This window comes from Roseinatronobacter sp. S2, assembly GCF_029581395.1.
GTDB lineage: Bacteria > Pseudomonadota > Alphaproteobacteria > Rhodobacterales > Rhodobacteraceae > Roseinatronobacter.
The window spans coordinates 1,066,259-1,088,126 of the sequence record NZ_CP121113.1 but is presented as its reverse complement, the minus strand read 5'-3'; the positions used below and the strand labels follow the sequence as shown (position 1 = coordinate 1,088,126).

The window sequence follows — 21,868 nt, the reverse complement described above, 5'->3', positions numbered from 1 at the left end:
AACAGCGCCTGGGATGCCGCTTTCTCGAACGAAGCCTGAGCGCTTGCAACCAATGACCGGAAGGTCCCGCATCAGCGACATTCAATATCAATAATTGCTGCGCGATGCCCGTGTGTCCGGTTTGATGAAGCGGCACCGCGGCATGTGAGCCAAGCTGAACGGCAGAAGAGGGCCGCGCACGACCAACTCCGGTCCCACCAAGGGTTCCGGATCAGCGCCAACGCGGATCACGGTGCAAGCTCCTGCCTGACCTCGCCCAACAGCGCCATGGCACCAAGCCTGCCGAGTTCGTCCGAACATTTGGCACCCGCACCGCAACCGCCGGATGCGACCGAAACGTGCTCGGACAAGGGGCCGATGCAGGGAAGGCCTGATCTGGTGAAAGTGGTCATGCAAGGCACCGCGCGGCGCTCTTCAATTGCGAGAGCGGGGATACGGGCAAGAATCTGCTGTTCAAGCATATCGGCTACAACGCCAGAGCCACCCGAGCGGAACCAGTCTTTTATTTCTGCCTCGTTCTCAAGCTGTGTGTCCACCGGATCGCCCCCGAGCTTCAGCCATGTCTGGCCGTCCGGATAGGGGATTGGCGGCAGGATATAGGGTGTCTCGCCCTTGGGCCCAAAACACCGGATTGATGGCATGTCGGACAGGCGCTGCACCTCTGCCGCACCAAGCCGGAACAATGCGACCGTGCGCGCAAAGACCGTGAACCCCAACGATTGCTCGAGCAGGGATTCGGTATGTCCGCCCGCCGCAACAAGGGCGCGCGCGGCCCAGACATCGCCCGATGTCGTCCGGATCGTCACGCCCGAGGCGCTTTCCGAAATCCCCAGAGCGGTTGCATTGATGATCCGCGTCCCAAAGCGTTCGGCGGCGATGGTCTGTGCCCGGACAAGGCGGCGCGGGCTGATATAACCGGCATTGCGCGGCTCGAAATACCCCCTCGTTCCGGCGGCGATGGCGAGATACGGAAACCGCACGGCCAGTTCCGCGTCAGTATAGGCTTCGCAGGGAATGCCCGCTTCGGCGGCGATCCTGCCGATGGCGGCGATGTCTTCGTCCTCGGCGAGGCCGATATGCAGCGCGCCGACTTCCCAGTAAAAGTCCACGCCGCTTTGCGCCGTAATCTCGTCGTAGCGCGCGATCGAGGCGCGGTTCACTTCGCTCCAGAAAGGGTTTGAATCCAGGCTTCGGGTGATCCGCCCCTCATCAAAATGGCTGCCGAACACGCCATCATGGCGCGCAAAGTTCGCGGGCTCATCGGGCCCGATCAACGCAACCTCATGGCCCATTCCGGCCAGATGGCGCGCTGCAGCTGCACCAATGAGCCCACGTCCGACGACCGCAAGTTTCATCCAGTAAGCTCTCAAAAAGTTCTGAATTCTCGGGCGAGATTGCCCGATTCAAAACCCTGCGGCAAGGCCGGATGTCTGGTTCTGCACTATTCCGTTGCGGCCACAACGAGGACGCGACGAGACCATGAACTTATAGGAAAAATCTTAACCGATGACAAAAGCTTGTTCCGATCAAAAAACCACAGTATCTGAACAAGATGCAGCTGACCCAAACCATAGCGAACCGATTTTCCGTTGCGCTTGTTGCGCTAGGATTGATGGTTCTGGGCTTTGGTCATCAGCATGCCCCCGCCACCGCTGATGATCGGATGCTGGCCGCCTATGTGCAGATGGGCGGTGCGCTGGATGATCTTTGCATCACTGGGCAGGACGGACCGCAAGCGGGAACATCTCTGCGGATTGCGACCCTCGCGCTGCCGCGCGCAAGTCATCTTCTCGCCAATGCGCATGCGCCGCGCGGCCCCCTTGTGCGCGGGCCGACTACCTCTTTCGTCTGAAGTCTGCTTCCCCGCGCTATGGCCGATGCCCCCGAAACCCGCGTCGAGCTACACCTGCACGGCCCCACGGCCATGGCCGACATCGCCCTCATCCCCGGCAGGCCGGGCCAGAACCGGGTCGAAATTGTTCCACTTGACGGCGATTTTCAGCCCTTCACACCACTGGAGATCACGCTGTTCTTCAGCCGCCCCGCCGAGGGGTTGGAGCCGATTGAGCTGCGCGCGACGCGCACAGAGGAGGGACTGTGGCAGGCGGGTCCCGTCCATCTGCCGCAGGGTGGCACATGGGACGTGGTCGCCGATATACTGTTCACCGATTTCCAGAAGGCGCTGATCGGAGGCGAGATCACCTTGCTGCCGTGAGCCCTCACAGCGCTTGGCGAAGCGCCTAATCGAGGGCTGTTTCGGAAAAGCTTTGGCCGCGATTGCGCTGACTAATCCTTCCGCAAGTGCTGCTTTTTTCCGCCCGGAACATAGGACAACTCATGCACTGGGTCGGGGCACGCTCCCCGCGTGTTCTAATCCGGTGTCGGTAGGGCGTATTGCCCTCCAGGCCGAGCCAGCGTCTCGAAGGGACTGCCCCCGTATCACGGATCAAGCGTGTCGGCACATGGGCGTATTGCTGGGTCGTGATCACCTAATTCGTATGCCAAACTGCCCGCGACGGTGTCAAGGGGTGTGAGAAGACGACGACCTGAATGGGCAAATTGATCGAATAGATCCGGCTTGGGAAAACCAGACAAAAGCTGAGTGCAACAAGTACGCATGCGAGATTTGGACCTGATCCACCGATCACCATCCCGGCCTGCGGCTTCTGGAAATGCCGTGTCTTGAGGCATTACAGAAGACCGCACTCGATCACACGCTAATAGGGTCAAAAACTTCTTGCGCTACGGGCGGCAACCACAGAAGGTTTTAATGTAAAGCTCGCATCAAGATGTTCCCGACATGGTCCCGCCATATAGCGCGACAGTCACTCAAATCACTCGGCGGGCTGGTACCGGCCGTCTACGTCAATCTGAATCCAAGCCCCCGACTTGCGTGGCCTGAGCTTCGCAACGGCCCGGACCAGGGGGGTGGGCCCTACCTCATGCACATGGGGTTATGTTAATATGCGGGACAGGAACCGCCTGGTTCTGTCGTCTTTCTGGGTGCGGAAGAAAACGTCCGGCGGTGCCGTTTCCACGATTTCACCCGCCTCCATGTAAACTACACGATCAGCGACTTCTTTCGCGAAACCCATTTCATGGGTGACCACGACCATCGTCATGCCGCCTTTGGCAAGATCAATCATGGCATCCAGCACCTCACGGATCATTTCAGGATCAAGCGCTGAGGTCGGCTCGTCGAACAGCATGATTTTCGGCTCCATGCAAAGCGCCCGGGCGATAGCGACACGCTGCTGTTGGCCGCCCGACAATTGGCCGGGGAATTTGTCAGCCTGATCAAGGATATGCACCCGGTCCAGAACATCACAGGCCTTTTTCTCTGCTGCAGGGCGTTTGATGCCCCGTGACAGGATTTGCGGCAGCGCACAGTTTTCCTTGACGCTCAGATGCGGAAAGAGATTGAAATGCTGAAATACCATACCTGCCTCGCGGCGGATGGCATCCAGATTGCGGATATTGTCGCCAAGTTCGATTCCCTGAACCCGGACTTCACCGGCCTGATGTTCTTCAAGCCGGTTCAGACAGCGGATCAACGTCAATTTGCCAGACCCGGATGGCCCACAGATCACCACCCGCTCGCCCTGTTCGACGTGAAAATCAATATTCTTGAGCGCGTGAAAGTCGCCGTAGAATTTTTGAAGGCCATTCACTGTGATGGCTTTGTGGGTATTGGTCATGAGTGGCTCCGGGCGCGGACGCGGTTTTCAAGGTGGCGTGCATAGATCGAAATCGCAGCACAGATGGCGAAATAAATCGCGGCGACAAACAGATAGCCTTCGGTCGATGGGGCTGGCCATGTCGGATCAGTTGACGCGCTGCGCGCGGCACTAAGCATGTCGAAGATACCGACGATCAGCACCAGTGAGGTATTTTTGACCATGACGATTGCGGTGTTTGTCAGTGGCGGAATCACGTTCTGGATCGCCTGCGGCAAGATGATATGCCAGACCATTTTCCAGTAAGGTATGCCCAACGCGCGGGCCGCCTCGCCTTGCCCCTTGTCCAGCCCTTGCAAACCGCCGCGGACCACTTCGGCGAGATAGGCCGACGAAAAGATGGTTAATGCAACCAGCGTGCGGAACAATTTGTCGATTGTCCAGTCCGGCGGCAGGAACAGCGGCAGCAGAATGGCCGCGACGAACAACAGCCCGACAAGTGGCAGACCACGCACCAATTCGATAATGAATGTGCAGATTGCGCGCGTCACTGGCAGCGACCCGCGCCGCCCGAGCGCCAACAGGATCGCGATGGGAAAGCCGATCCCCAGCGACAGAACTGCCAGCATCAGAATAACCGGCAGGCCACCCCATTGAGATGTCGGCACGCGGTCCAGCCCGAAATAGCCCCCGCCCATCAGCAAAAGCATCAGCAGGATGCCCCCGACCCACAGCACTGCAAGGCGCGCGCCCCAAAAGCGTGGTGACAGCGATGTAAGCACCATTGCGATGATCAGCACGATTACGATGGTCGCCCGCCACTGATATTGCGGCGGATACAGGCCGAAAAGGATGAGGCGTGACTTCGCGCCCACAAAGGCCCAGCAGGCGCCGCCCGTGCGACAGGCCTCCGGTGTGCCGCCTGGCCATGTGGCGTCAAGAACCGCCCATCTGAATGCGGGGATCAGACTGATGATAATCAGCACTGACAGGATGGTCAGACAGATCGACAGCCAGTCGCCAAAGAACAATGTCCGCCAGCTCTGTCGCGGCCTTGGCGGCGGGACCATCCCCGGCACATTGGTTTCGCCAATTTTCATGTTAACGCTCCACCAGCGCGACGCGCCTGTTATACCAGTTCATGAATACGGAAACCGAAAGCGAGATGCTCAGATAAACACCCAGCATGATCAGGATGCTTTCGAGTGCCTGACCTGTCTGATTGATCACCGTATTCACGACCAGACCAAGTTCGGGATAGCCGACTGCGACGGCCAGTGTCGTATTCTTCACAGTCGACAGATACTGCGAAGTGATCGGCGGAATGATTACGCGCAGCGCCTGCGGAAGAATAATTCGGAACATGATATGGCGCTCACTTAATCCCAGTGCGCGCCCCCCCTCCCATTGGCCTTGTTTGACCGCTTCGATCCCGCCACGGATGATTTCGCCGATAAAGGCGGATGTGTAGAGTGTGATTCCGAAGACGATTGCAGCGAATTCTGGCGTGAAATGCAGCCCGCCGCGATAGTTCAGCCCGGTCAGCTCAGGCATTTCCAGACCAATCGGGCTGCCAAACAGGCCGTAGAACACCACACAGACGACGCCAAAGCATATGATTCCCGCGGGCACGGCGACACGCATTCTGACACCGCCACGCAGGGCCTTGCGGCTGACCCAGATGATCAGCATAGCTGCCACCAGAACGACGCCGATCAGCCCCACTGCGCCCGGCCCCGCAACAAGCGAGGGCGCATAGACACCGCGCAGCGACAGGAAAACGCCCGGTAAAGGGTTGAACGCATCCCTGGGTGCCGGAAATATCGATGTCGTGATCCCATACCAGAACAATAGCTGTACGATCAGCGGGACATTTCGCATGATTGTCACGAAGACCATGGCGATCTGCGACAACAAAGGATGCGCTGAGCGCCGCGCAAGGCCGACAGCGAGCCCCAGAATGGTCGCAAAAAGGATCGTCAGAAACGACAGCCAGAGTGTGTTGGCCACACCGACAACATAGGCCCAGAAGAACGTATCTGACGGATCATACCGGATGACCGATTCCGAAATCGGAAAGCGTGCGGGGCGCGACAGAAAATCGAAACCCGTCCGGATACCGCGTTCTGTCAAATTCTGCGCCGTATTGCCTGCAATCCAGAGCAGCACGGCGATCAGACCGCCCGCAAGGGCGATCTGAACAGCCCAGCCACGCAGGCGGGCGGAATACCAAAGCGACGTGAACATGTCTATTGGAACGCCAGCGGGAACATCAGGCCGCCGTCGGTAAACAGCGCATTATATCCCCGTTCCAGATCAAGCGGACTGCCCGCGCCGATATTGCGGTCAAAGACTTCGCCGTAGTTTCCGATTTCCTTGATGATGCGATAGGCAAAATCATCCGACAGACCCAGTGCCGTCCCGTTGCCCTGATCCGTCCCAAGGAACCGGCGGATGCGCGGATCGTCTGAATTCAGCGCATCCTCCACATTGTCCTGGGTCAGACCAAAGGCTTCACCCGCGATCAGCGCCTGGATCGACCAGGTAACAATATCCATCCACTGATCATCCCCGCCGCGCACCGCCGGGGTCAGCGCATCGGCATATTCGGTGGCCGGAAAGATGATGTAGTCATCAGGGCTGTCAGACATTGTCGCGCGCACCGATGCCAAAGCACCTGCATCGGTGATCAGGGCATCACACCGCCCGCCGAAAAAGGCCTGCCGCGCGGCGGCCGTATTGTCGAAAATGATCGGTTGCAGATCGAGATCGTTCTTGGTCGAAACGTCATTGACGACAACTTCGGTGGTTGAGCCGGTCTGAACACAAACCGAGGCACCGGACATCTGTGAAACCTCTGTAATGCCCAGTGATGTCGGCATCATGAACCCGGTGTATTCGTAGTAATTCGGCGTGGTAAAATTGATCCCGTTAGCGTCGCGCTGAAGCGTCCAGGTCAAGGTGCGCGGCAGAACATCTATCTCGCCCGTCTGGAGTGCGGGAATACGCTGCTGACCCGACAGGGGGACGAAATCCACTGCATCTTTATCGCCCAGCACAGCAACGGCAACTGCGCGACATGTCTCGATATCAAGACCCCGCCAGTATCCGTTGTCATCAGGCGCGCCAAAACCGGGCGTTCCCTGACTGGCTCCGCAAATCAGTCGCCCACGCTCCTGGACGGTCTGAAGCATTGACTGGGCAGCACCGGCAGTTGCAATGGTGCTCAGGCTTGCGGCAATTGCTATTGTATATTTCATGATATCTCCTGTTGGTTGTTGGATCGCGTCACGTTCTGGACGCTTTGGGGGGTGATCAAGTTCTGGAAATTCTGTTAAAGAAAGCGTCCAGATCGGCACGGATATCGGCTGGATCTTCCAGCCCGATGCTGATGCGCAGGATGGTGCAATCGTTGCGCGGATGGGTCGCGCTGCGATGCTCTTTGACGGTCATCGGGGCCATCAGGCTATGCGTCCCTCCCCAGGACGCCCCGATCGAAAAGACCTCCAACGCATTAAGTGCATCGTCAAGCCGGGCATCCCAGGCGGTGGGCAGGACCACGGAAAACAGGCCGCTTGCGCCGTTGAAGTCGCGTTTCCAGATGTCATGTCCGGGGCTGCTGGCCAAACCGGGGTAAAGCACTTCGCAATCGCCCCGCGCAGCAATCTTTGTGACGATGTCACCAGCGATGCGACCAGAGTGGGCCACGCGCAGGGCCATCGTTTCCAGACCGCGCAGGACCAGCGAAATCGCGTCAGGCGCGGTATGCATCCCCAGCATACGCATCTGGTCGCGCAGGTTTTTGCGCAAGCCAAGATCATTGACGGTCACCGAACCCATCAGGACATCAGAATGACCGGACGGATATTTGGTCAAAGCTTGCATCGAAAAATCGACACCGTGATCCAGCGGCTTGAACAGCAAAGGTGTGGCCCAGGTATTGTCTATGCCAGTCAAGATGCCGTGCTTCTTGGCAACCTTGACAATCGCTGGCACGTCTTCAACTTCCATAGTTGTCGAGCCGGGGGATTCCATCCAGATCAGGCGTGTCTGGTCAGTGATCTGCGCTTCGATATCCGCCCCTATCCCGGGTGCATAAGTTGAATAGCTTATGCCACGTGGCGCAAGAAAGTTTTTGCAAAAGCCGATTGCCGGTGGATAGGCCGTCTCAGCGATCAGGACATGATCACCGGTTTGCAGCACCGACAGCATGACAATGGCGATGGCAGCCTGGCCAGACGGAACAATGACGGTGCGCTGACCATTTTCCAGCGCGGTCAGCTGCGCCTCCAGAACACGCTGTGTTGGCGTTCCGTGCATTCCATAGGAATAATTATCCAAATCGCGCTGGCCACGCTTGGCATAAGACTGGGCATTGGTGAATACGATGGTCGACGCGCGATGTGTCGGCACGGTTAACGCAGCATAGCCGTCTTCGTTGATTGCAGGATGTAGGATTGCTTTGGTTGCGTCGCGCATTGTCGTGCCTTTTTTGAGAACTGTCACAATAGTTGCAGGATACCGCACCAAGGTCTACTGATAGGCTGACATACCTCAATAACCAAATATTATAGGTAGAACATGAATCACAGGCAGATAGAGGCCTTTCACACAGTGATGATATCGGGCTCTACGGTACGGGCCGCTGAACTGATGAATGTGACCCAGCCGGCCATTTCGCGCCTTATCGCGGAACTCGAAAAGAGTCTGAAATTCCAGCTTTTTGATCGCGTGCGTGGGCGGCTGGTCTCTACGCCAGAAGGCAAGTTGTTCCATCGGGAGGTCACCGCGAGTTTTCGTGGTATGGACAGAATACGCGCGGCAGCAGCGGCGATCAGAGATTATGGTGAAGGAACGCTAAAGATCGGTTGCTTGTCTGCGGGAGGAGGCACGCTTGTGCCTGCCGCGATCCGTGATTTCCGGGAACGCAACCCAAAGGTGCGGATTACGTTCCACATCACTTGGTCTGCCGCGATCCGCAACGGCATAATCGATGGCCAGTATGACATCGGTTTGGCCGCGGATGAGATTGACCGATCCGGCGTAGATACACAGCTGTTTGGAAATTTTTCAGGCACAATTGCGATGAATCCTGATCATCCGCTGTGCCGCCATGAAGAAATCACGCCAGAAATGCTTGCGGGGCAACCCCTCATCGGCCTAGCCTCAGAGGATAGGGCCCGCCACAGGTTTGATGAGGTCCTCGCCCATGCCGGTATTGAACCCGATTATGTCATCGAAACTCCAAGCTCGACGACAATCTGCGCGCTTTGCCTTAGCGGCGACGCAGTCGGCTTGGTGAATCCGATGGCAACTCATACCTATAGAAAGACGTTGCAGTTCAGACCTTTTGCCCCAAAGGTCAATTTCAGATCCTACATCATCTACCCTGCCGACTCACAGAAATCTGTCCTGATGCGTGATTTCACAGCCTGCCTTTTGAGGCAAAGGGACAAGCTGTAGTTTCTGACATCTCTGCATGTAGCGAGCCATTTCGGTCCCGGGTGCCGGATCCTTGGGATTTCGTCTTTGTGTCGATCCCGTCGGCCTTCTCAGGCATCTGCGCAAATAGATCACGGTTTTCCGTAACAATCGAGTCGACAGTTTGCAGACTAGGTCGGCTATGCACGGTTGCTTTCTAGCGCCACGTTTTTCAGAAACGGACTGGCATCCATTGATGTTATATTATAACATAACACATTATAGCAAAACTGGAGGTGGGAATGTCCCGCACGTCAACACTCACGAAACTTCTTTTGACATCCGTGGCCATCACCGGCCTTGTCGCCAGCAGCGCTGCTGCACATGACGAAACGGTCTATCGCTTGTTCATTGGCGATCATGTCGACGGGATCATCCGCGCGGTGGATCTCAACGACGGCACGGAGATGGACGCCTTCCAGATCGACCAAACACCTGCATTGACCCGTAGCATCAGCGGGCGCACAATCTATGCCGTGCAGGGTGATGCCGGTAAGGTCGCGATCATCGATACCGGAATCGCCTTCGAGGATCATGGTGATCATCAGGATATCAAAATCACCGACGCACAGCTGCTGTCGACCGTGATCGAAGGCACGCGGCCGGCCCATGTTGTCGAAGGGTCAGGAACGATCGCAATTTTTGACGATGGCACAGGTGATGTGGTCCTGTTTTCCGAAAGCGATGTGATCAACGGCAGCTTCGATCCGCTCAACCTTTCACCCGGTGCCGCGCATCACGGGCTTGCCGCGCCGATGGGTGACTTTCTCGTCGTCTCGGTTCCGCATGAAGACCCTGATCAACCACGCTTTGGGCTGCGGGTGATTGATATGGACGGCGCAGAGGTCGGCGACGTGGTGGAATGTCCCGGTGTACATGGACAGGCGCAATCCGCGCGGGTCTTTGCCTTCGGCTGCCACGACGGGGTGGTTCTTGCAACCCCCGGCACCGGCGCAACACAGCCAACGTTAGAGCATATCCCGACCGCTGATCTGGGTGATGGCAATGTATCAACCCTGAAAGGCGGAACTGCAATGCAGTTCTTCCTTGGCAATTTTGGCCCTGCTGCCGTGGTCATTATCGAACCGGGCAGCGAAGAGCCGTTCCGCAAGGTTGATTTGCCAACCCGCCGCGTGGATTTCGCCCTCGATCCGGTCCTGGCACAAAACGCCTATATCCTGACCGAGGACGGCCAACTACGTTTGCTGAACATCCTGTCAGGCGAGATTACCCAAAGCCTGCAGGTGACCGAGCCCTATTCGATGGATGGTCACTGGCGCGACCCGCGCCCGCGTCTGGCGGTCGCAGGTGACCACATCGCCATCACCGACCCGCTGCAAGGGCTGATCCACCTTGTCTCGACCGAAACATTCGAAGTAGAACAGTCAATTGCCGTCGAAGGCGTGCCCTACACAATTGTCGCGGTTGGCGGATCTGGTGTCACGCACTGACGCATCACGGTCGACACGCGTTCAAACCGGCAGTGGCACGGCATAAGAACTTCGTAACTGTGAAATATATCAGGCGGCGCTCTTGAGCGCCGCCTTTACATACGCCATCTGGTCGCGTCACGCACGATATCAGATGATGCCTTCCTCACTGATTGGACCGGCTTCACGTGGCAATGCACAAGAACTGACTCTAAGGCCAGCCCGCCACGATCGTAACCGACATCAATATGAAGAACGCATTCTATTCGCATATCTCTGCGCGAAGCCAGCCCGCAAAATCCGCCATTTCCGGTGTGGCGGGCCGATCTGCGGGCTAGGTCAGGTAATAGCTTCCCGCCGCGACGCGCGCGGCAAAGGGTTGCACCAGCCGTCGCTCATCTATGTGGCGGGTAAACATCGCCACAGGTAGCAGCGCCACGCCGCCACCATCCACCGCGATATTAGCGATTGCGACGGATGACTCGAAGATCGGCCCCGTCAATGGTGGGCAGGCCCCCTCGCCCCCCGCAAACCAGCGCGGCCATTCGTCGTCACGATAGCTACGCCGCAGAATTACCACGCGGTTGTTGTTCGTCGATATCCGAAGATCGATTGCCGGATGGCTGCGTTGAAACGCGGCAAGGTGCGGCAAAAGCCAGCCGACCGCAAAGGTGGTGACAACGCCGACTTTCAGGATTTCTGACTTGGCGCTGCCCGGTAATCCGGTCAAGCGCGCGGGCGATAGTGTCAAAGCCGTATTCCACAACCGGATATAGCGCCCGCCCTTCATCGGTCGGCACCAGCCCGCCGGAGGTGCGCAAGAACAGCGTCACACCCAGCCGGTCCTCCAGCCTTGCGATCTGATGGCTGACCGCTGCTTGCGTGACCCGTAATTCGATGGCGGCCCGGGTGAAACTGCCCTGCCGCAGGGCCACTTCAAACACGCGCAATCCGTTCAGAGGCAGATCCGGTCGATCCAGGGTCATTACTCCAGCTAATGCAGTACCTGATGCTTTGTCGTTTGAGGTCGGTAAAGCGCATCTTTATGCAGCGCGTCATGACATCAGGTGATGTCGTTCCATGTTGACGCCGGATCGGTCATAAGTCTGCAGTCATCCCGAGTGACCGGGGTGAAGCAGATATGGCATGTCCGCCCCCCCAAAGGATGAATAGATGTTCCATTTTTCTACTTTACGCCCGCTGATGGCTGCCGGGCTTGTCCTTGGTCTGCTGAACACCTCCGCTGCTCTTGCCGAGGAGCCAGAGCAGCGGCTGCTTGAGAACAATCGCAGAGATCGAACAAAGGCTTGGTGCCCGCGTCGGATTGTATCTGCGCGACAGCGGTTCGGACTGGTCGATCAGCCACCGTGCTGATGAACGGTTTCTGATGACCAGCACGTTCAAGCCGATGCTCTGTGGTGCTGTTCTGCACCTGGCAGATGACGGCATGCTTGATCTGAACGCGCCTGTCGAGATCACGGCGCAGGACATCCTTTCCTATGCGCCGGTGACGGAAACCATGGTCGGCGGCATGATGACAATCGACGATCTGTGTTTCGCCTCTCTCGACATGAGCGATAACACAGCGACAAACCTGCTGATCGACCACATCGGAGGGCCAGAAGCCGTGACCAGCTTTCTGCGCGATATCGGTGACCCGATCAGTCGCCTGGACCGGCGCGAGCCGGAGCTGAACACATTCGCACCTGGCGATCCGCGCGACACGACGACACCTGCGGCGATGGCGGCAACGCTGGAAACGATGTTGACCGACGATGTGCTGACACCGCAGTCCCGCGCGCAGCTGACCGACTGGATGCGCCATGGCGGAGTTACCGGTCCCCTGATCCGGGCCAGCACACCGGCAGACTGGCTGATCGCCGACCGGTCCGGCAGCGGCAACTTCAACCGCAACATCATCGCCATGGTGACGCCACCGGAACAGGCACCCTACTTCATCTCGGTGTTCCTGTCGGATGCCGATGCAGATTTTGAAGCGCGGAATGGCGCGGTGATCGAGCTTTCGCAGGCTGTCATGGATGTCGTGACAAGCCGCTAAGCGATACCTGGCCGCCCCGGAAATCCGATTGTGAGTAATGGCGCACGAGTATCGGCAATCCGCACCTCAAAAGACGGCGGAAACATGCCGGGGCCAGAAGCCGAGGGTTGAAGGACGTGTCACTTAGTGACAAAAAATGTTTGTGGCTGAGTGTTCGCTGTCCTTTGGTGGCGGCCTCAATTCTGAAAATCTATGCGCGCAATCTGCGCCCAAAAAGGAAAATACATGACAAATTACGCCATTCCCGGCATCATGGCGGCTGTGCTTCTGGCACTTCCGACGATCGCGATGTCCAACGACCAGTTAGCCGTTCTGGCTGTCGACCGCTCAACCGGATCGATGACTATGGGCGATGTTGTCGCTTACACCAAGACATTCGACCTTTCCCTCACCAACACGTCTGACAGCGCCGTTGATCTGGCAGAGACTTGCCTCTTTGCACAAACCACCTCTGGCGAACGTTTCGGTCTGGATACAGTCGATGAGGTGCTGATCTCCGGTAGCCTCAATGCAGGCGACATTGTGACCGGCTCTGCCTCGTTTGGATCGGACAATGACATGGTTCTTGAAGTGACATCGGTCCACGTATCAGACAACTGCTGACCTGTGATCACAAACCGGACCTACCTGCGGAACACTGCAATAAGCCGGTAGGGACAAGATGGTCGCGCCCAATCGGGCGCGGCCGCGCCTGACTTGGATATTCGTTTTCAATAGGGCATGTCCTTCCGCGCTGAAGGCGTCACGCCAGTTCACCGCCAGGCCAATATTCTGGTGAATTATATGCTTCTATGTGCCAAGCTAAAATAGCAGATTGTCATTCGTCAGCGACGTTCCGATGTGCATTGACTTTGGTTGACAATCACACGCGGCAAGGGAACGGACCTGGACATGAACAAGGTGACCGGCGGCTCAAGACGAGACATGGCGCGTCTTGACGTGTCGCGCCATGCAGCGCGGTTGTTCCTGAAAAATGGCTTCGACGCGACCAGCGGGGATGATATCGCCGCTGCGGCAGGGATATCGAAGCGCACTGTCTGGCGCTACTTCCGCTCCAAAGAGGCCTGCATCGAACCCGTGCTGATGTTCGGCGAGCTGAGTTTCGCGGCCTTGCTGCGCAAATGGCCAAAAACTGAAAGTATTGAAACCTACCTGCCGAAAGCGGTGGTTGAATTCGCCTCCGACGCGGATGTTGTCCGCGATGGCATGCTCGCCGTCCGCATTCTGGCGATCCTGCACCGCGAACCCGCGTTGCGGTCATCCTGGCTGATGGCATGTCACGCGGCGGAGGTGCAACTTATCGGGATCGTCGCCGACCGGGCCGGACGGAGCCAGGATGATTTCGAAGTCCGGCTCTGCGCAGCCGCCACCGCAGCCGCCATACGGCTGGTGGACGAGGAGATCAGCATGGCCGCGATCAATGACGGCCTCCAGTTCGGCCTTGACGAAACGACCTCCCGGATCGCCGCCGCAATCCGGACCGCGAGCATCCTGCCTATCTGCGATCCTGTCTCCTGACTGAAGCGGGGGCGGTCGCTCCGGCGATCTTCCGAACCACAGCAAATACCGGCAGCAAGGTCGCCCCGCGGCTCACCCGCTCAAATACGCAGTCACCCTGCAGGCCGCTGATAGCGGGCCATGCCACATCTGTTGCGCGTCACGGCAGGGGGCCGGGCTGGATGTCAGGGATGGTTGCACAAGGAGGGTGCTTCCCGAGCATTCTTCGCAGCATTGACGCGTTCCGCGCCCCAGAGGCCTGCCTTATCCTGAGTTATACCTAAATGACAGCTTCGGCGATGCCTAACACTGTATCTGCGCCTGCCGCGCATGTCCGGAAACCGCCCTCTGCACGTCGATCACCCGACACTTGCTGCCTGACCGTCTGCAATGAAGCTGGAGCGGGCGCATGCTGGTGCATTATTTCAGCGGCAGCTAACAGTCTTGCAACGTTTGAGGGGGCGGCCGGAAGGTTGCCCCCTCGACTTCAGATTTCCACCCCTTCCGAGATTGTCAGCGCATCCTCAAGATCCACACCGAGATACCGAACCGTGCTGTCCATCTTGGTGTGACCGAGCAAGAGCTGAACCGCGCGCAAGTTGCCAGTCTTACGATAGATCTGCGCAACCTTGGTGCGCCGCATGGAATGTGTGCCATAAGTACTTGGCTCAAGCCCAATGGACGTCACCCACTCCCGCACCAGCCGGGCATATTGCCTCGTTGAAATGTGTGCTCTGTCGTGCAAACGCCCGGGCCACAGGTGCTCTGATCCCAACATCTGCGGCGACTCAATCCACGCTTTCAGCGATGCCCGCGTCCCGGCCGTGATCTCAAAACGAACAGACTGAGAGGTCTTGCTTTGGGTTATCGCGGCCCGCTCCTTCACCTGGCCAGCAGCGTAGATATCAGGGACGCGCAGGCGAACGAGGTCGCAGCCCCTTAACTTGCTGTCGATTGCCATATTGAACAGCGCTAGGTCACGATGGCGTTCCGCAAGTTCAAGGCGCACCCGAATCGCCCAGACATGCTTTGGCAGAAGGGGACGCTTTTGCCCCACGAGTCGGCCCTTGTTCCATGCAGAGCGGCGCGCCCGAATGGCAGAAAGGTTGATAGAAGTCACGACGGATCTTCCAATCCGCCTCTCACCACCACAACACCGACACCGCGCTGGTCAGGGATAATAGCACACTGCAGCGCCGCAAGGCAGGTTGGAGCCCATCAGCGACATTCATGCATCCTGAAGTAAGGCGAATCTGTTTGCGGGCGCTTCAACCTGTTGGCCCAGAGCCGCCGTTCACCGGTAGAACCGATGCCGCTTCACAAGACCAGTCGTTCGTGGGTGTTGCAGCATTTTCGCAGGGTGGGTGGCAGCAGCGCGGACAAACCGGACAATGGCAAAAGTGCCTCAGTTCCGGGTTGCTACAGTGACTGCCGCTCCGCCAAGGGCAACCGCTCCGATCCGGTTGGCAATGCGTGTTGCACGCGGGGTCCGCAACAAGAGACGTGCCTTGTGAGCAAGGAATACCCACATCAGATCAATCGCCGCCAGTGTGATCAACGTAACGCTAGCGAGCATCGCCCATTCCTGAAAGCCAGCCGTCGAAAGTTCAATCAGCGAGGGGAGAAGCGCAATGTAGAATACCATGATTTTGGGGTTGCCTAACGTAAGAGCCATCCCGGCGCCAAACATCGACAAACAAGATGAACGCCGGGGCAATTCGTCAGGACTTTCAATCACTGGTTGCCGCCACATCTTGAACGCTAGCCAGCAAAGATAAGCAATGCCGAGCCACTTCAGGACATGAAAACCGAACTGGAAAGTTTGGGCCAGTGCGGTCAACCCAGCGATTGCCATGGACAGCCAAATCACTTCGCCGATCCACATGGCGGCGACAAAGGGAATTACATCTCGCCATCCGCTGGTGATCACACGGGAAACCAAGGCCGCAATGCTGGGTCCCGGCGTCCCCGCGTTAAGCAACAGGGCACCTGCGAAGATTGCGACGGTCAACGGTTCCAAGGCATTATTCCAATCTCTGGTTTCAAATCAGTAGAGCAAACCCACAGCTTGACCACAAGCCTCGGCTTGTCCAGTTTGGGCTCGTTTCAGCCTTGTGGCGGCGCAGCATGGCCACGTTCTGCTTCGAGGGGACAGCGACACACCCGGCCCTCACCGGCCATTGGCTTCATGGTCGAGCGCTGCGGTACAACTTCACGAGACCGGCCATTCATCCATAGCGCAGCATTTCATGATGTTTAATAACGGCGATGCGGGACAAAGAGGTTGTATCTGACGCTTGACGCAACCCATAAAATGACTGATTTTACCATGGTCGGCTGGTCATGCTAGCATCCTGATCAGGGTGTTAGTGCCGGACATTCCGGCGCGGAATAGCGCCACAGACAACGCTTCCGAGTAAGCGTCCTAAAAGCAACTCACATCAAGAACTATTGGAAGCTGAGAAAATGATCTCATCCGAATACTGCCGACTCATGGCCCGCTACAATACATGGCAGAACATCTCTTTGGTAAACGCTGCCGATGGACTCACAAATTCAGTCGTTGGAAGGATCGAGGTGCGTTCTGTCAATCGATTGCGGCTACTCTGAACCACATTTACTGGGCTGATGCCTTGATGTTAGAACGACTAACAGGCCGCTGAAATAGTCCTGTCTCGACAGCGGTTTGAGAACATGATTCACTCTTTGCACTGTAACGGCGGGGGTGACGATGCGCGGGACGGACGGGACGAGCGGGTCGCTGTTCAGCTATGTTGATCTGGAGGAGCGCATTCCGGTGCGGCACCCTTTGCGCAAGATCCGTCAGGTGGTGAATGACGCGCTCGCCAGTCTCGATGCCGAGTTCGAGGCGCTTTACACCGATTTCGGCCGCCCTTCGATCCCGCCGGAACGGCTGATCCGGGCCAGCCTGCTGCAACTCCTGTTCTCGGTCCGATCCGAGCGTCAGTTGATGGAGCAGATGAATTACAACCTGATGTTCCGCTGGTTTGTCGGGCTGGGTATCGATGATCCCGTCTGGGTCCCGACCGTCTTCACGAAGAACCGCGACCGGCTGCTGAGCACGCAGATGTCGCGCAAGGTGATGGCGGCGATTCTGGCCCATCGCGAGGTCGCGCCGCTTCTGTCGGACGACCACTTCTCGGTCGATGGCACGCTGGTGAAGGCTTGGGCGTCGATGAAGAGCTTCCAGCCGAAGGCAGAGACCACCCCGCCTGACGATGACGGGCCATGCGATCCACTCGCCCCAGATGCCACGCTTGAGCCCGCGCCTTCCGAGACCCCCAACCGAGACCGACCCGATGCCCCGCACCACCAAACCCCACCGCAATGCCGAAGTCGATTTCAAGGGCGAGAAACGGTCCAATGCCACCCACGCCTCGACCACCGACCCGGACGCGCGCCTTTACAAGAAGTCCCCGGGCACCGGGGCGATGCTTTGCTTCATCGGGCATGCGCTGATGGAGAACCGGAGTGGGCTGATCGTGCAAGGCGACCTGACCCAGGCTGACGGCCATGCCGAACGTACGGCCGCCCTGGACATGGTTCATCGCCATTCCCCTGGATCGACCCGGCAGATGACGCTGGGGGCCGACAAGGGGTATGACGCGGGTGGGTTCGTTGCCGACCTGCGCAAAGCCTGCGTCACGCCCCATATCGCCCAGAAAACGAGATATTCAGCAATCGATGGCCGAACCACCCGACATGCCGGTTACGCCCTGTCCCAGAAGCACCGAAAGAAAATTGAAGAGGCGTTCGGCTGGGCGAAAACCGTCGGCGGCATGGCACAGACCATGTATCGCGGCGTCGATCGCGTCCGGTCGCGGTTCATCCTGACAATGGCCGCCAACAACCTCGCAAGACTGCCCCGGTTGCTGGCTGTGTGACGCGGAAGAACCGCACCTGGCGCGTATGTCGAACGCGCCGACAGACATCGCAATCCCCCGACCCAGCCCTGATGAAGGGACAGCCTTCCGGCTCAGGGACTATTTCAGCGCCCTGTTAGGGTGGACGCGATTGACCGGGATGTTGCTGATCTTTCGATGACCGGCATTCTGCTGGGCAATATGCAGGAATATGCTTGAGCGGGATCGTGCGAACACCGGAGCCGCAGCATGGCGCGAATGACGGCTTTTCCAAGATGATGCGGTTGCCATGCGGCAAACTCACAGACGGCTTACCGCCCTGTCTGTCTATGACCCTGCAGATGCCGCACCCTGCGTGACCGTCCGCAATGAGGCTGGCAACAGTCCGTCGCTGCCCCTTGCCCGAGTGACCGCTTTGGCGAACGCCGCACGACAGAGGGACCGGCGACTTGTGGCAGCTAGCTGAATTTGCAAAGTCGCGGGTCATCGTCGTCGTGCGCGACACGCCCGGCCCTTTGCTGACAGTTGGGCAAACGACCTGGGAGCGTCGAAGCGGCCATTCAGGCCTCGCGCAGCATATTGCCGGCAGCATCGTTGCAAACCGTCTTACCCGTCGTGGCTTTTTTGGCGCCTTCGAGGAACAGATCGAAAAAACGCTTGTGAAGCCGTCTCATTGAAGACTTCCTGAGGGTAGTCTGAGTCAACAGTCCTTCGCTTCTTCGGGCTGTGTGATCACGCATGCCCCTGGAAGGGCATCTGCATCAGGCGAGACAGCCATTATCACGAAATCCTGCGCATCTGGCCAGTGATCGCGCAGGCGGTTGCGCAAGTCGGTGGCAGTCAGAGCGTCGAGCATGTCGAGTGTGGTTAGCGAATGGCCTGTGGCGAACCCGTCGAGTGTGGTCTCAAGCTCCATTCGGCCCTGATCGACCACATAATTGCGGTTTTCCTCAAAAGCTGCACGCCACGGCTCTTTGCGGTCATTAATGTCACCATCGGGGCCAGTGGAGCGGAACCCAGTATAGGCATCCCGTACCAAATCCACGGCGTCATTTAGCTTATCGGCTTCCAGCGTGCCGGCCATTAACAGAAAACGGTTTTCGCGCGTATAATTGGCGACCCCGGCATCAAAGCTGTAGCTGGCGCGAAGCCCGTCGCGTACAGTTGCGAACAACACGCTGTCTTCATCGCCGCCCAGAGCATTGACAAGGATCTGATCCTCAAGATCGCCGCCGTTGCGGGTGGCTGGCAGGGGCGCGATGAAGGTGAGGTGTGCATCGGTCGCATCGGGCAGGTGCAGCAATATCTGGCGTGGCCGGTAATCCAGCGTGACTTCGTGCGTATCAGCGTTGTCTGCTGGCAGGCCTGCAAAAAGCTGGTCAAGGGCAGCACCCGCCTGTTCAGGCGTCACGTCGCCTGTGATCACCACTGCTTCGGGCTGCTCCGTGACCGTGGCGCTGTGCCATGCGCGCAGATCATCCAACGACAGCGCAGCAAATTGGGCAGAATCATCCAGCGACAGCATTTTCCGCACAGGCTGTTCACCCAAGACGGCCCAACGCAATGCCTCAAACCCTTGGTGCATGGTCTGTGATTGCGCCTCAGCCATGCTTTGTGTGAAACTCGTCCGGATGCGCTCAAACCACTCGTCGTCGAAGCTGGGTTGCGTCAGATGTGCATTGGCAATGGTGATTGCTTCAGAAAGATCCTGCTTTTTGCTAACGATCCGGCCATACAGGTGGTCAGCACTCACCGCCAGAACCCCTTCAGCATCCATATCGGCAAAGCGCTCAACCACTTCGCCTGCTGGATATCCTGTCGCACCGCCCGCCAGGATCAGTTCGGCCCCAATATAGGGCGTAGTTGGGTTCCGCCCTGCTTGCCACGCCCAGTCATTGGGCCAAGCGGCCAGAATTGCAGCGTAATCATTGCCCGGCATCTGGATCAGGCGGTAGGATGTGCCATTTGGGCTGGTCTGATCTGTGGCCACCGGGGACTGGTCGCCCTCGCAAAATGACAGGCCAAGAACAAGCGGTAGGGCAAGGGCGAAACGGATCATTCAAAACTCTCCTGTGGTCCGATGAAGGCGATGGCCGTGCGGCTGGCTTTGGAAAGGTTGGTCAAGAGTGCGTTTAGGCTGTCGCGGGTGATTTGTGGCTTGATCTGGCGCAGGGCGCGGGCACTCAGCGGGTCGCGCAGCGCCAAAACACGGGCAGTGGTGTAATCGGCCACCCACCGGCGGGCCTTGTTACGGTCATCCCAGTCAGGCCAATAGCTTTCCATGCGCGCCATCACGCGGTTATAGGTTGGCGCGGGGATGCCCGCGGCGGCGCTATCTGCCAGAACGGTTTCGAACGCGGCGCGCAGGTCTGGCAGGCTGACACCGGCATCAGGGCTGGCCTGAAAGCGCAACTCAACATGCTGCTCGTCAATCGCGATCAGGTTAAGGCGGAACTCCCGCGCAAGTTTGGCATCAAATCGCAAGGGACCCGCCAAGCCCCCGGGCAGGTTGGTGTCCAGCATGGCGCGCAGATGATCAAGCTGCGCTTGCAGCAGGTCAAAGGGCACTGGCGCATCCAGAGCAACCACCTGCCGCCAGATCATGCGCGGTGCGGCACTGGGGTCAGGGAATTCGGCCAGATGCACAAGGTCCGGCCCCATGTTATAGCCGGACGGCACAGGTTTTTCGCCCGTCAGATCAAGTTGCAGCCCCATCAGCGCACGCCAGACCTGCAAACGCCCAACATCGCCACGAAAGATAAACGCTGCGTTTTCGGGGGTATGCGTGGCCAGATGATAGGCGCGTGCGGCGTCATATTCCAAGGCATCAATCTGCTCAGGAGTGCCAATGATCGAGGGGCCAAGCTGTGTGCCCGCATGCAGGACGCCAAACAAAGCCTCTTCAGCACGGCCGCTGATACTCTGGCCAAGCACCGAGTTATACTCGCGCTGGATGATGTTCCGCTCTTCCTCGGCGAAGCGGACGGGTAGATTGATTGGTTCGAATACACGCGCAAGGGTCGCAGTCATTTCAGCCAAATCCTCAGATCGCCCGGTCAGACTGTAGGAAATAGCACGATGGCTGGTCCACGCGCCCGAATGCCGGTCCGGGCCGCGTGCCTCTTCGCCGATTGCTGCGTACCACGCCAGATGCTCGGCATAATGGGCAATGCCCACCTGTTCATCCGGATCAAAGGGCCGCGCGATCCGCAAAATAACCTGCACCTGACCCGCGCGGTCTGTGGGGGTAATGTAATGCGATACCCGCAACTTTTGGGACGCGATGACCCAACCCGCCAGGCCCAAGAAGCCTAGCACAAGAATTGAGATAGCACTTGATCTTACAGTGGCCCTCATGAGCTCGGATTTTTAACAAAGCAAATATTAGTTGAATTATGCACATAAAATGGCTGCATCGAGAACTTAAGCGGATGCTCATCTATAGTATATGCTTTGTCAGGTAAAACATTCTCTACCTTGCATATTTGCTGCAGTTTTATCTGAAACAACCTGCATATCAGACGCTCCCAGTCTTCATATCGTGAAAATAATGATTGATCACTCCGGTTGAAGAGTTGCTGTTTGGCAACTGTGCGCCTTTCAGGGCGTTCACCACTAAACGACGACGAGTTCACTATCTTTATCATGTTTGATCGCACTCGTTATCAGGCCATTTTACCGTTGGAGCACCGCGGCGTGGGGTTCGAAATACACGTCAGGATTGTGTTCTAAGCAAGTCAAGACTGCAAGGTGTTTGGGGTGAAATCGGCAAGATCACGCTTAAAGCTTATATATTTGGTTCAGCAATTAATTTTGCAAAAGAACTATTCTTGACATCAC

Annotated in this window: 19 protein-coding genes and 2 pseudogenes; 9 read left to right on the top strand and 12 right to left on the bottom strand. The window is 57.8% G+C overall.

Annotated features, from left to right (window positions below):
• Positions 1-227: 227 nt before the first annotated feature.
• A complete protein-coding gene (locus P8S53_RS05045) occupies positions 228-1,355 on the bottom strand; it encodes an FAD-binding oxidoreductase (RefSeq protein WP_277806066.1) in 1,128 nt (375 codons plus the stop codon).
• Between the two features lie 197 nt (positions 1,356-1,552).
• On the opposite strand from P8S53_RS05045, the gene P8S53_RS05040 reads away from it, so the two are divergent.
• Positions 1,553-1,852: a hypothetical protein gene (locus tag P8S53_RS05040; protein WP_277806065.1), complete on the top strand. Its 300-nt coding sequence runs from the start codon at positions 1,553-1,555 to the stop codon at positions 1,850-1,852.
• Positions 1,853-1,924: 72 nt separating this feature from the next.
• A complete protein-coding gene (locus tag P8S53_RS05035) occupies positions 1,925-2,215 on the top strand; it encodes a hypothetical protein (RefSeq protein WP_277806064.1) in 291 nt (96 codons plus the stop codon).
• A gap of 739 nt (positions 2,216-2,954) precedes the next feature.
• On the opposite strand, the gene P8S53_RS05030 is transcribed toward P8S53_RS05035, so the two are convergent.
• The 5 genes from P8S53_RS05030 to P8S53_RS05010 are packed head-to-tail and all read right to left on the bottom strand — an operon-like array spanning position 2,955 to position 8,156.
• Positions 2,955-3,698 (bottom strand): amino acid ABC transporter ATP-binding protein, encoded by a 744-nt coding sequence (locus P8S53_RS05030; RefSeq protein ID WP_277806063.1) that lies wholly within the window; start codon positions 3,696-3,698, stop codon positions 2,955-2,957.
• Positions 3,695-4,777, bottom strand: coding sequence for an amino acid ABC transporter permease (locus tag P8S53_RS05025; protein ID WP_277806062.1), 1,083 nt, complete (start codon positions 4,775-4,777; stop codon positions 3,695-3,697). The genes P8S53_RS05030 and P8S53_RS05025 overlap by 4 nt, the downstream gene beginning before the upstream one ends.
• 1 nt (position 4,778) lies before the next feature.
• Positions 4,779-5,924: an amino acid ABC transporter permease gene (locus P8S53_RS05020; protein WP_277806061.1), complete on the bottom strand. Its 1,146-nt coding sequence runs from the start codon at positions 5,922-5,924 to the stop codon at positions 4,779-4,781.
• A 2-nt stretch (positions 5,925-5,926) separates the two neighbouring features.
• Positions 5,927-6,937 (bottom strand): amino acid ABC transporter substrate-binding protein, encoded by a 1,011-nt coding sequence (locus tag P8S53_RS05015; protein ID WP_277806060.1) that lies wholly within the window; start codon positions 6,935-6,937, stop codon positions 5,927-5,929.
• Between the two features lie 55 nt (positions 6,938-6,992).
• A complete protein-coding gene (locus tag P8S53_RS05010; RefSeq protein ID WP_277806059.1) occupies positions 6,993-8,156 on the bottom strand; it encodes a PLP-dependent aspartate aminotransferase family protein in 1,164 nt (387 codons plus the stop codon).
• A 102-nt stretch (positions 8,157-8,258) separates the two neighbouring features.
• Between P8S53_RS05010 and P8S53_RS05005 the strand changes: the two genes are divergently transcribed.
• Together P8S53_RS05005 and P8S53_RS05000 are read left to right on the top strand one after the other, a co-directional pair.
• Complete coding sequence (locus P8S53_RS05005; RefSeq protein WP_277806058.1) at positions 8,259-9,140, top strand: LysR family transcriptional regulator; 882 nt, start codon at positions 8,259-8,261, stop codon at positions 9,138-9,140.
• A 260-nt stretch (positions 9,141-9,400) separates the two neighbouring features.
• Positions 9,401-10,609, top strand: a complete 1,209-nt coding sequence (locus P8S53_RS05000; RefSeq protein ID WP_277806057.1) for a hypothetical protein — start codon at positions 9,401-9,403, stop codon at positions 10,607-10,609.
• Between the two features lie 313 nt (positions 10,610-10,922).
• On the opposite strand, the gene P8S53_RS04995 is transcribed toward P8S53_RS05000, so the two are convergent.
• Positions 10,923-11,339 (bottom strand): LysR substrate-binding domain-containing protein, encoded by a 417-nt coding sequence (locus P8S53_RS04995; RefSeq protein ID WP_277806679.1) that lies wholly within the window; start codon positions 11,337-11,339, stop codon positions 10,923-10,925.
• A gap of 88 nt (positions 11,340-11,427) precedes the next feature.
• Positions 11,428-11,574: pseudogene (locus P8S53_RS04990) on the bottom strand (LysR family transcriptional regulator); the annotation flags it as partial.
• A 290-nt stretch (positions 11,575-11,864) separates the two neighbouring features.
• On the opposite strand from P8S53_RS04990, the gene bla reads away from it, so the two are divergent.
• From bla to P8S53_RS04975, 3 genes are all read left to right on the top strand, one after another.
• Entirely contained in the window at positions 11,865-12,647 is a 783-nt protein-coding gene (gene bla / locus P8S53_RS04985) for a class A beta-lactamase (RefSeq protein WP_277806056.1), read from the top strand.
• 225 nt (positions 12,648-12,872) lie between these two features.
• Positions 12,873-13,250: a DUF4354 family protein gene (locus P8S53_RS04980; protein WP_277806055.1), complete on the top strand. Its 378-nt coding sequence runs from the start codon at positions 12,873-12,875 to the stop codon at positions 13,248-13,250.
• A 288-nt stretch (positions 13,251-13,538) separates the two neighbouring features.
• Positions 13,539-14,165 carry a TetR family transcriptional regulator gene (locus P8S53_RS04975; RefSeq protein WP_277806054.1) on the top strand — a complete coding sequence of 209 codons (627 nt, stop codon included), beginning with the start codon at positions 13,539-13,541 and terminating at the stop codon, positions 14,163-14,165.
• Positions 14,166-14,631: 466 nt separating this feature from the next.
• Here P8S53_RS04975 and P8S53_RS04970 read toward each other — a convergent pair whose 3' ends face one another.
• Positions 14,632-15,264 carry a tyrosine-type recombinase/integrase gene (locus tag P8S53_RS04970; protein ID WP_277806053.1) on the bottom strand — a complete coding sequence of 211 codons (633 nt, stop codon included), beginning with the start codon at positions 15,262-15,264 and terminating at the stop codon, positions 14,632-14,634.
• Positions 15,265-15,549: 285 nt separating this feature from the next.
• Positions 15,550-16,164, bottom strand: a complete 615-nt coding sequence (locus tag P8S53_RS04965) for a LysE family translocator (protein WP_277806052.1) — start codon at positions 16,162-16,164, stop codon at positions 15,550-15,552.
• A gap of 711 nt (positions 16,165-16,875) precedes the next feature.
• Here P8S53_RS04965 and P8S53_RS04960 point away from each other — a divergent pair.
• Together P8S53_RS04960 and P8S53_RS04955 are read left to right on the top strand one after the other, a co-directional pair.
• Positions 16,876-18,049, top strand: a pseudogene (locus P8S53_RS04960) (IS5 family transposase).
• A 428-nt stretch (positions 18,050-18,477) separates the two neighbouring features.
• Entirely contained in the window at positions 18,478-18,705 is a 228-nt protein-coding gene (locus P8S53_RS04955; RefSeq protein ID WP_277806051.1) for a hypothetical protein, read from the top strand.
• 23 nt (positions 18,706-18,728) lie between these two features.
• On the opposite strand, the gene P8S53_RS04950 is transcribed toward P8S53_RS04955, so the two are convergent.
• Complete coding sequence (locus P8S53_RS04950; RefSeq protein WP_277806050.1) at positions 18,729-20,087, bottom strand: pitrilysin family protein; 1,359 nt, start codon at positions 20,085-20,087, stop codon at positions 18,729-18,731.
• A complete protein-coding gene (locus tag P8S53_RS04945; RefSeq protein ID WP_277806049.1) occupies positions 20,084-21,253 on the bottom strand; it encodes a hypothetical protein in 1,170 nt (389 codons plus the stop codon). The genes P8S53_RS04950 and P8S53_RS04945 overlap by 4 nt, the downstream gene beginning before the upstream one ends.
• Positions 21,254-21,868 lie beyond the last annotated feature (615 nt).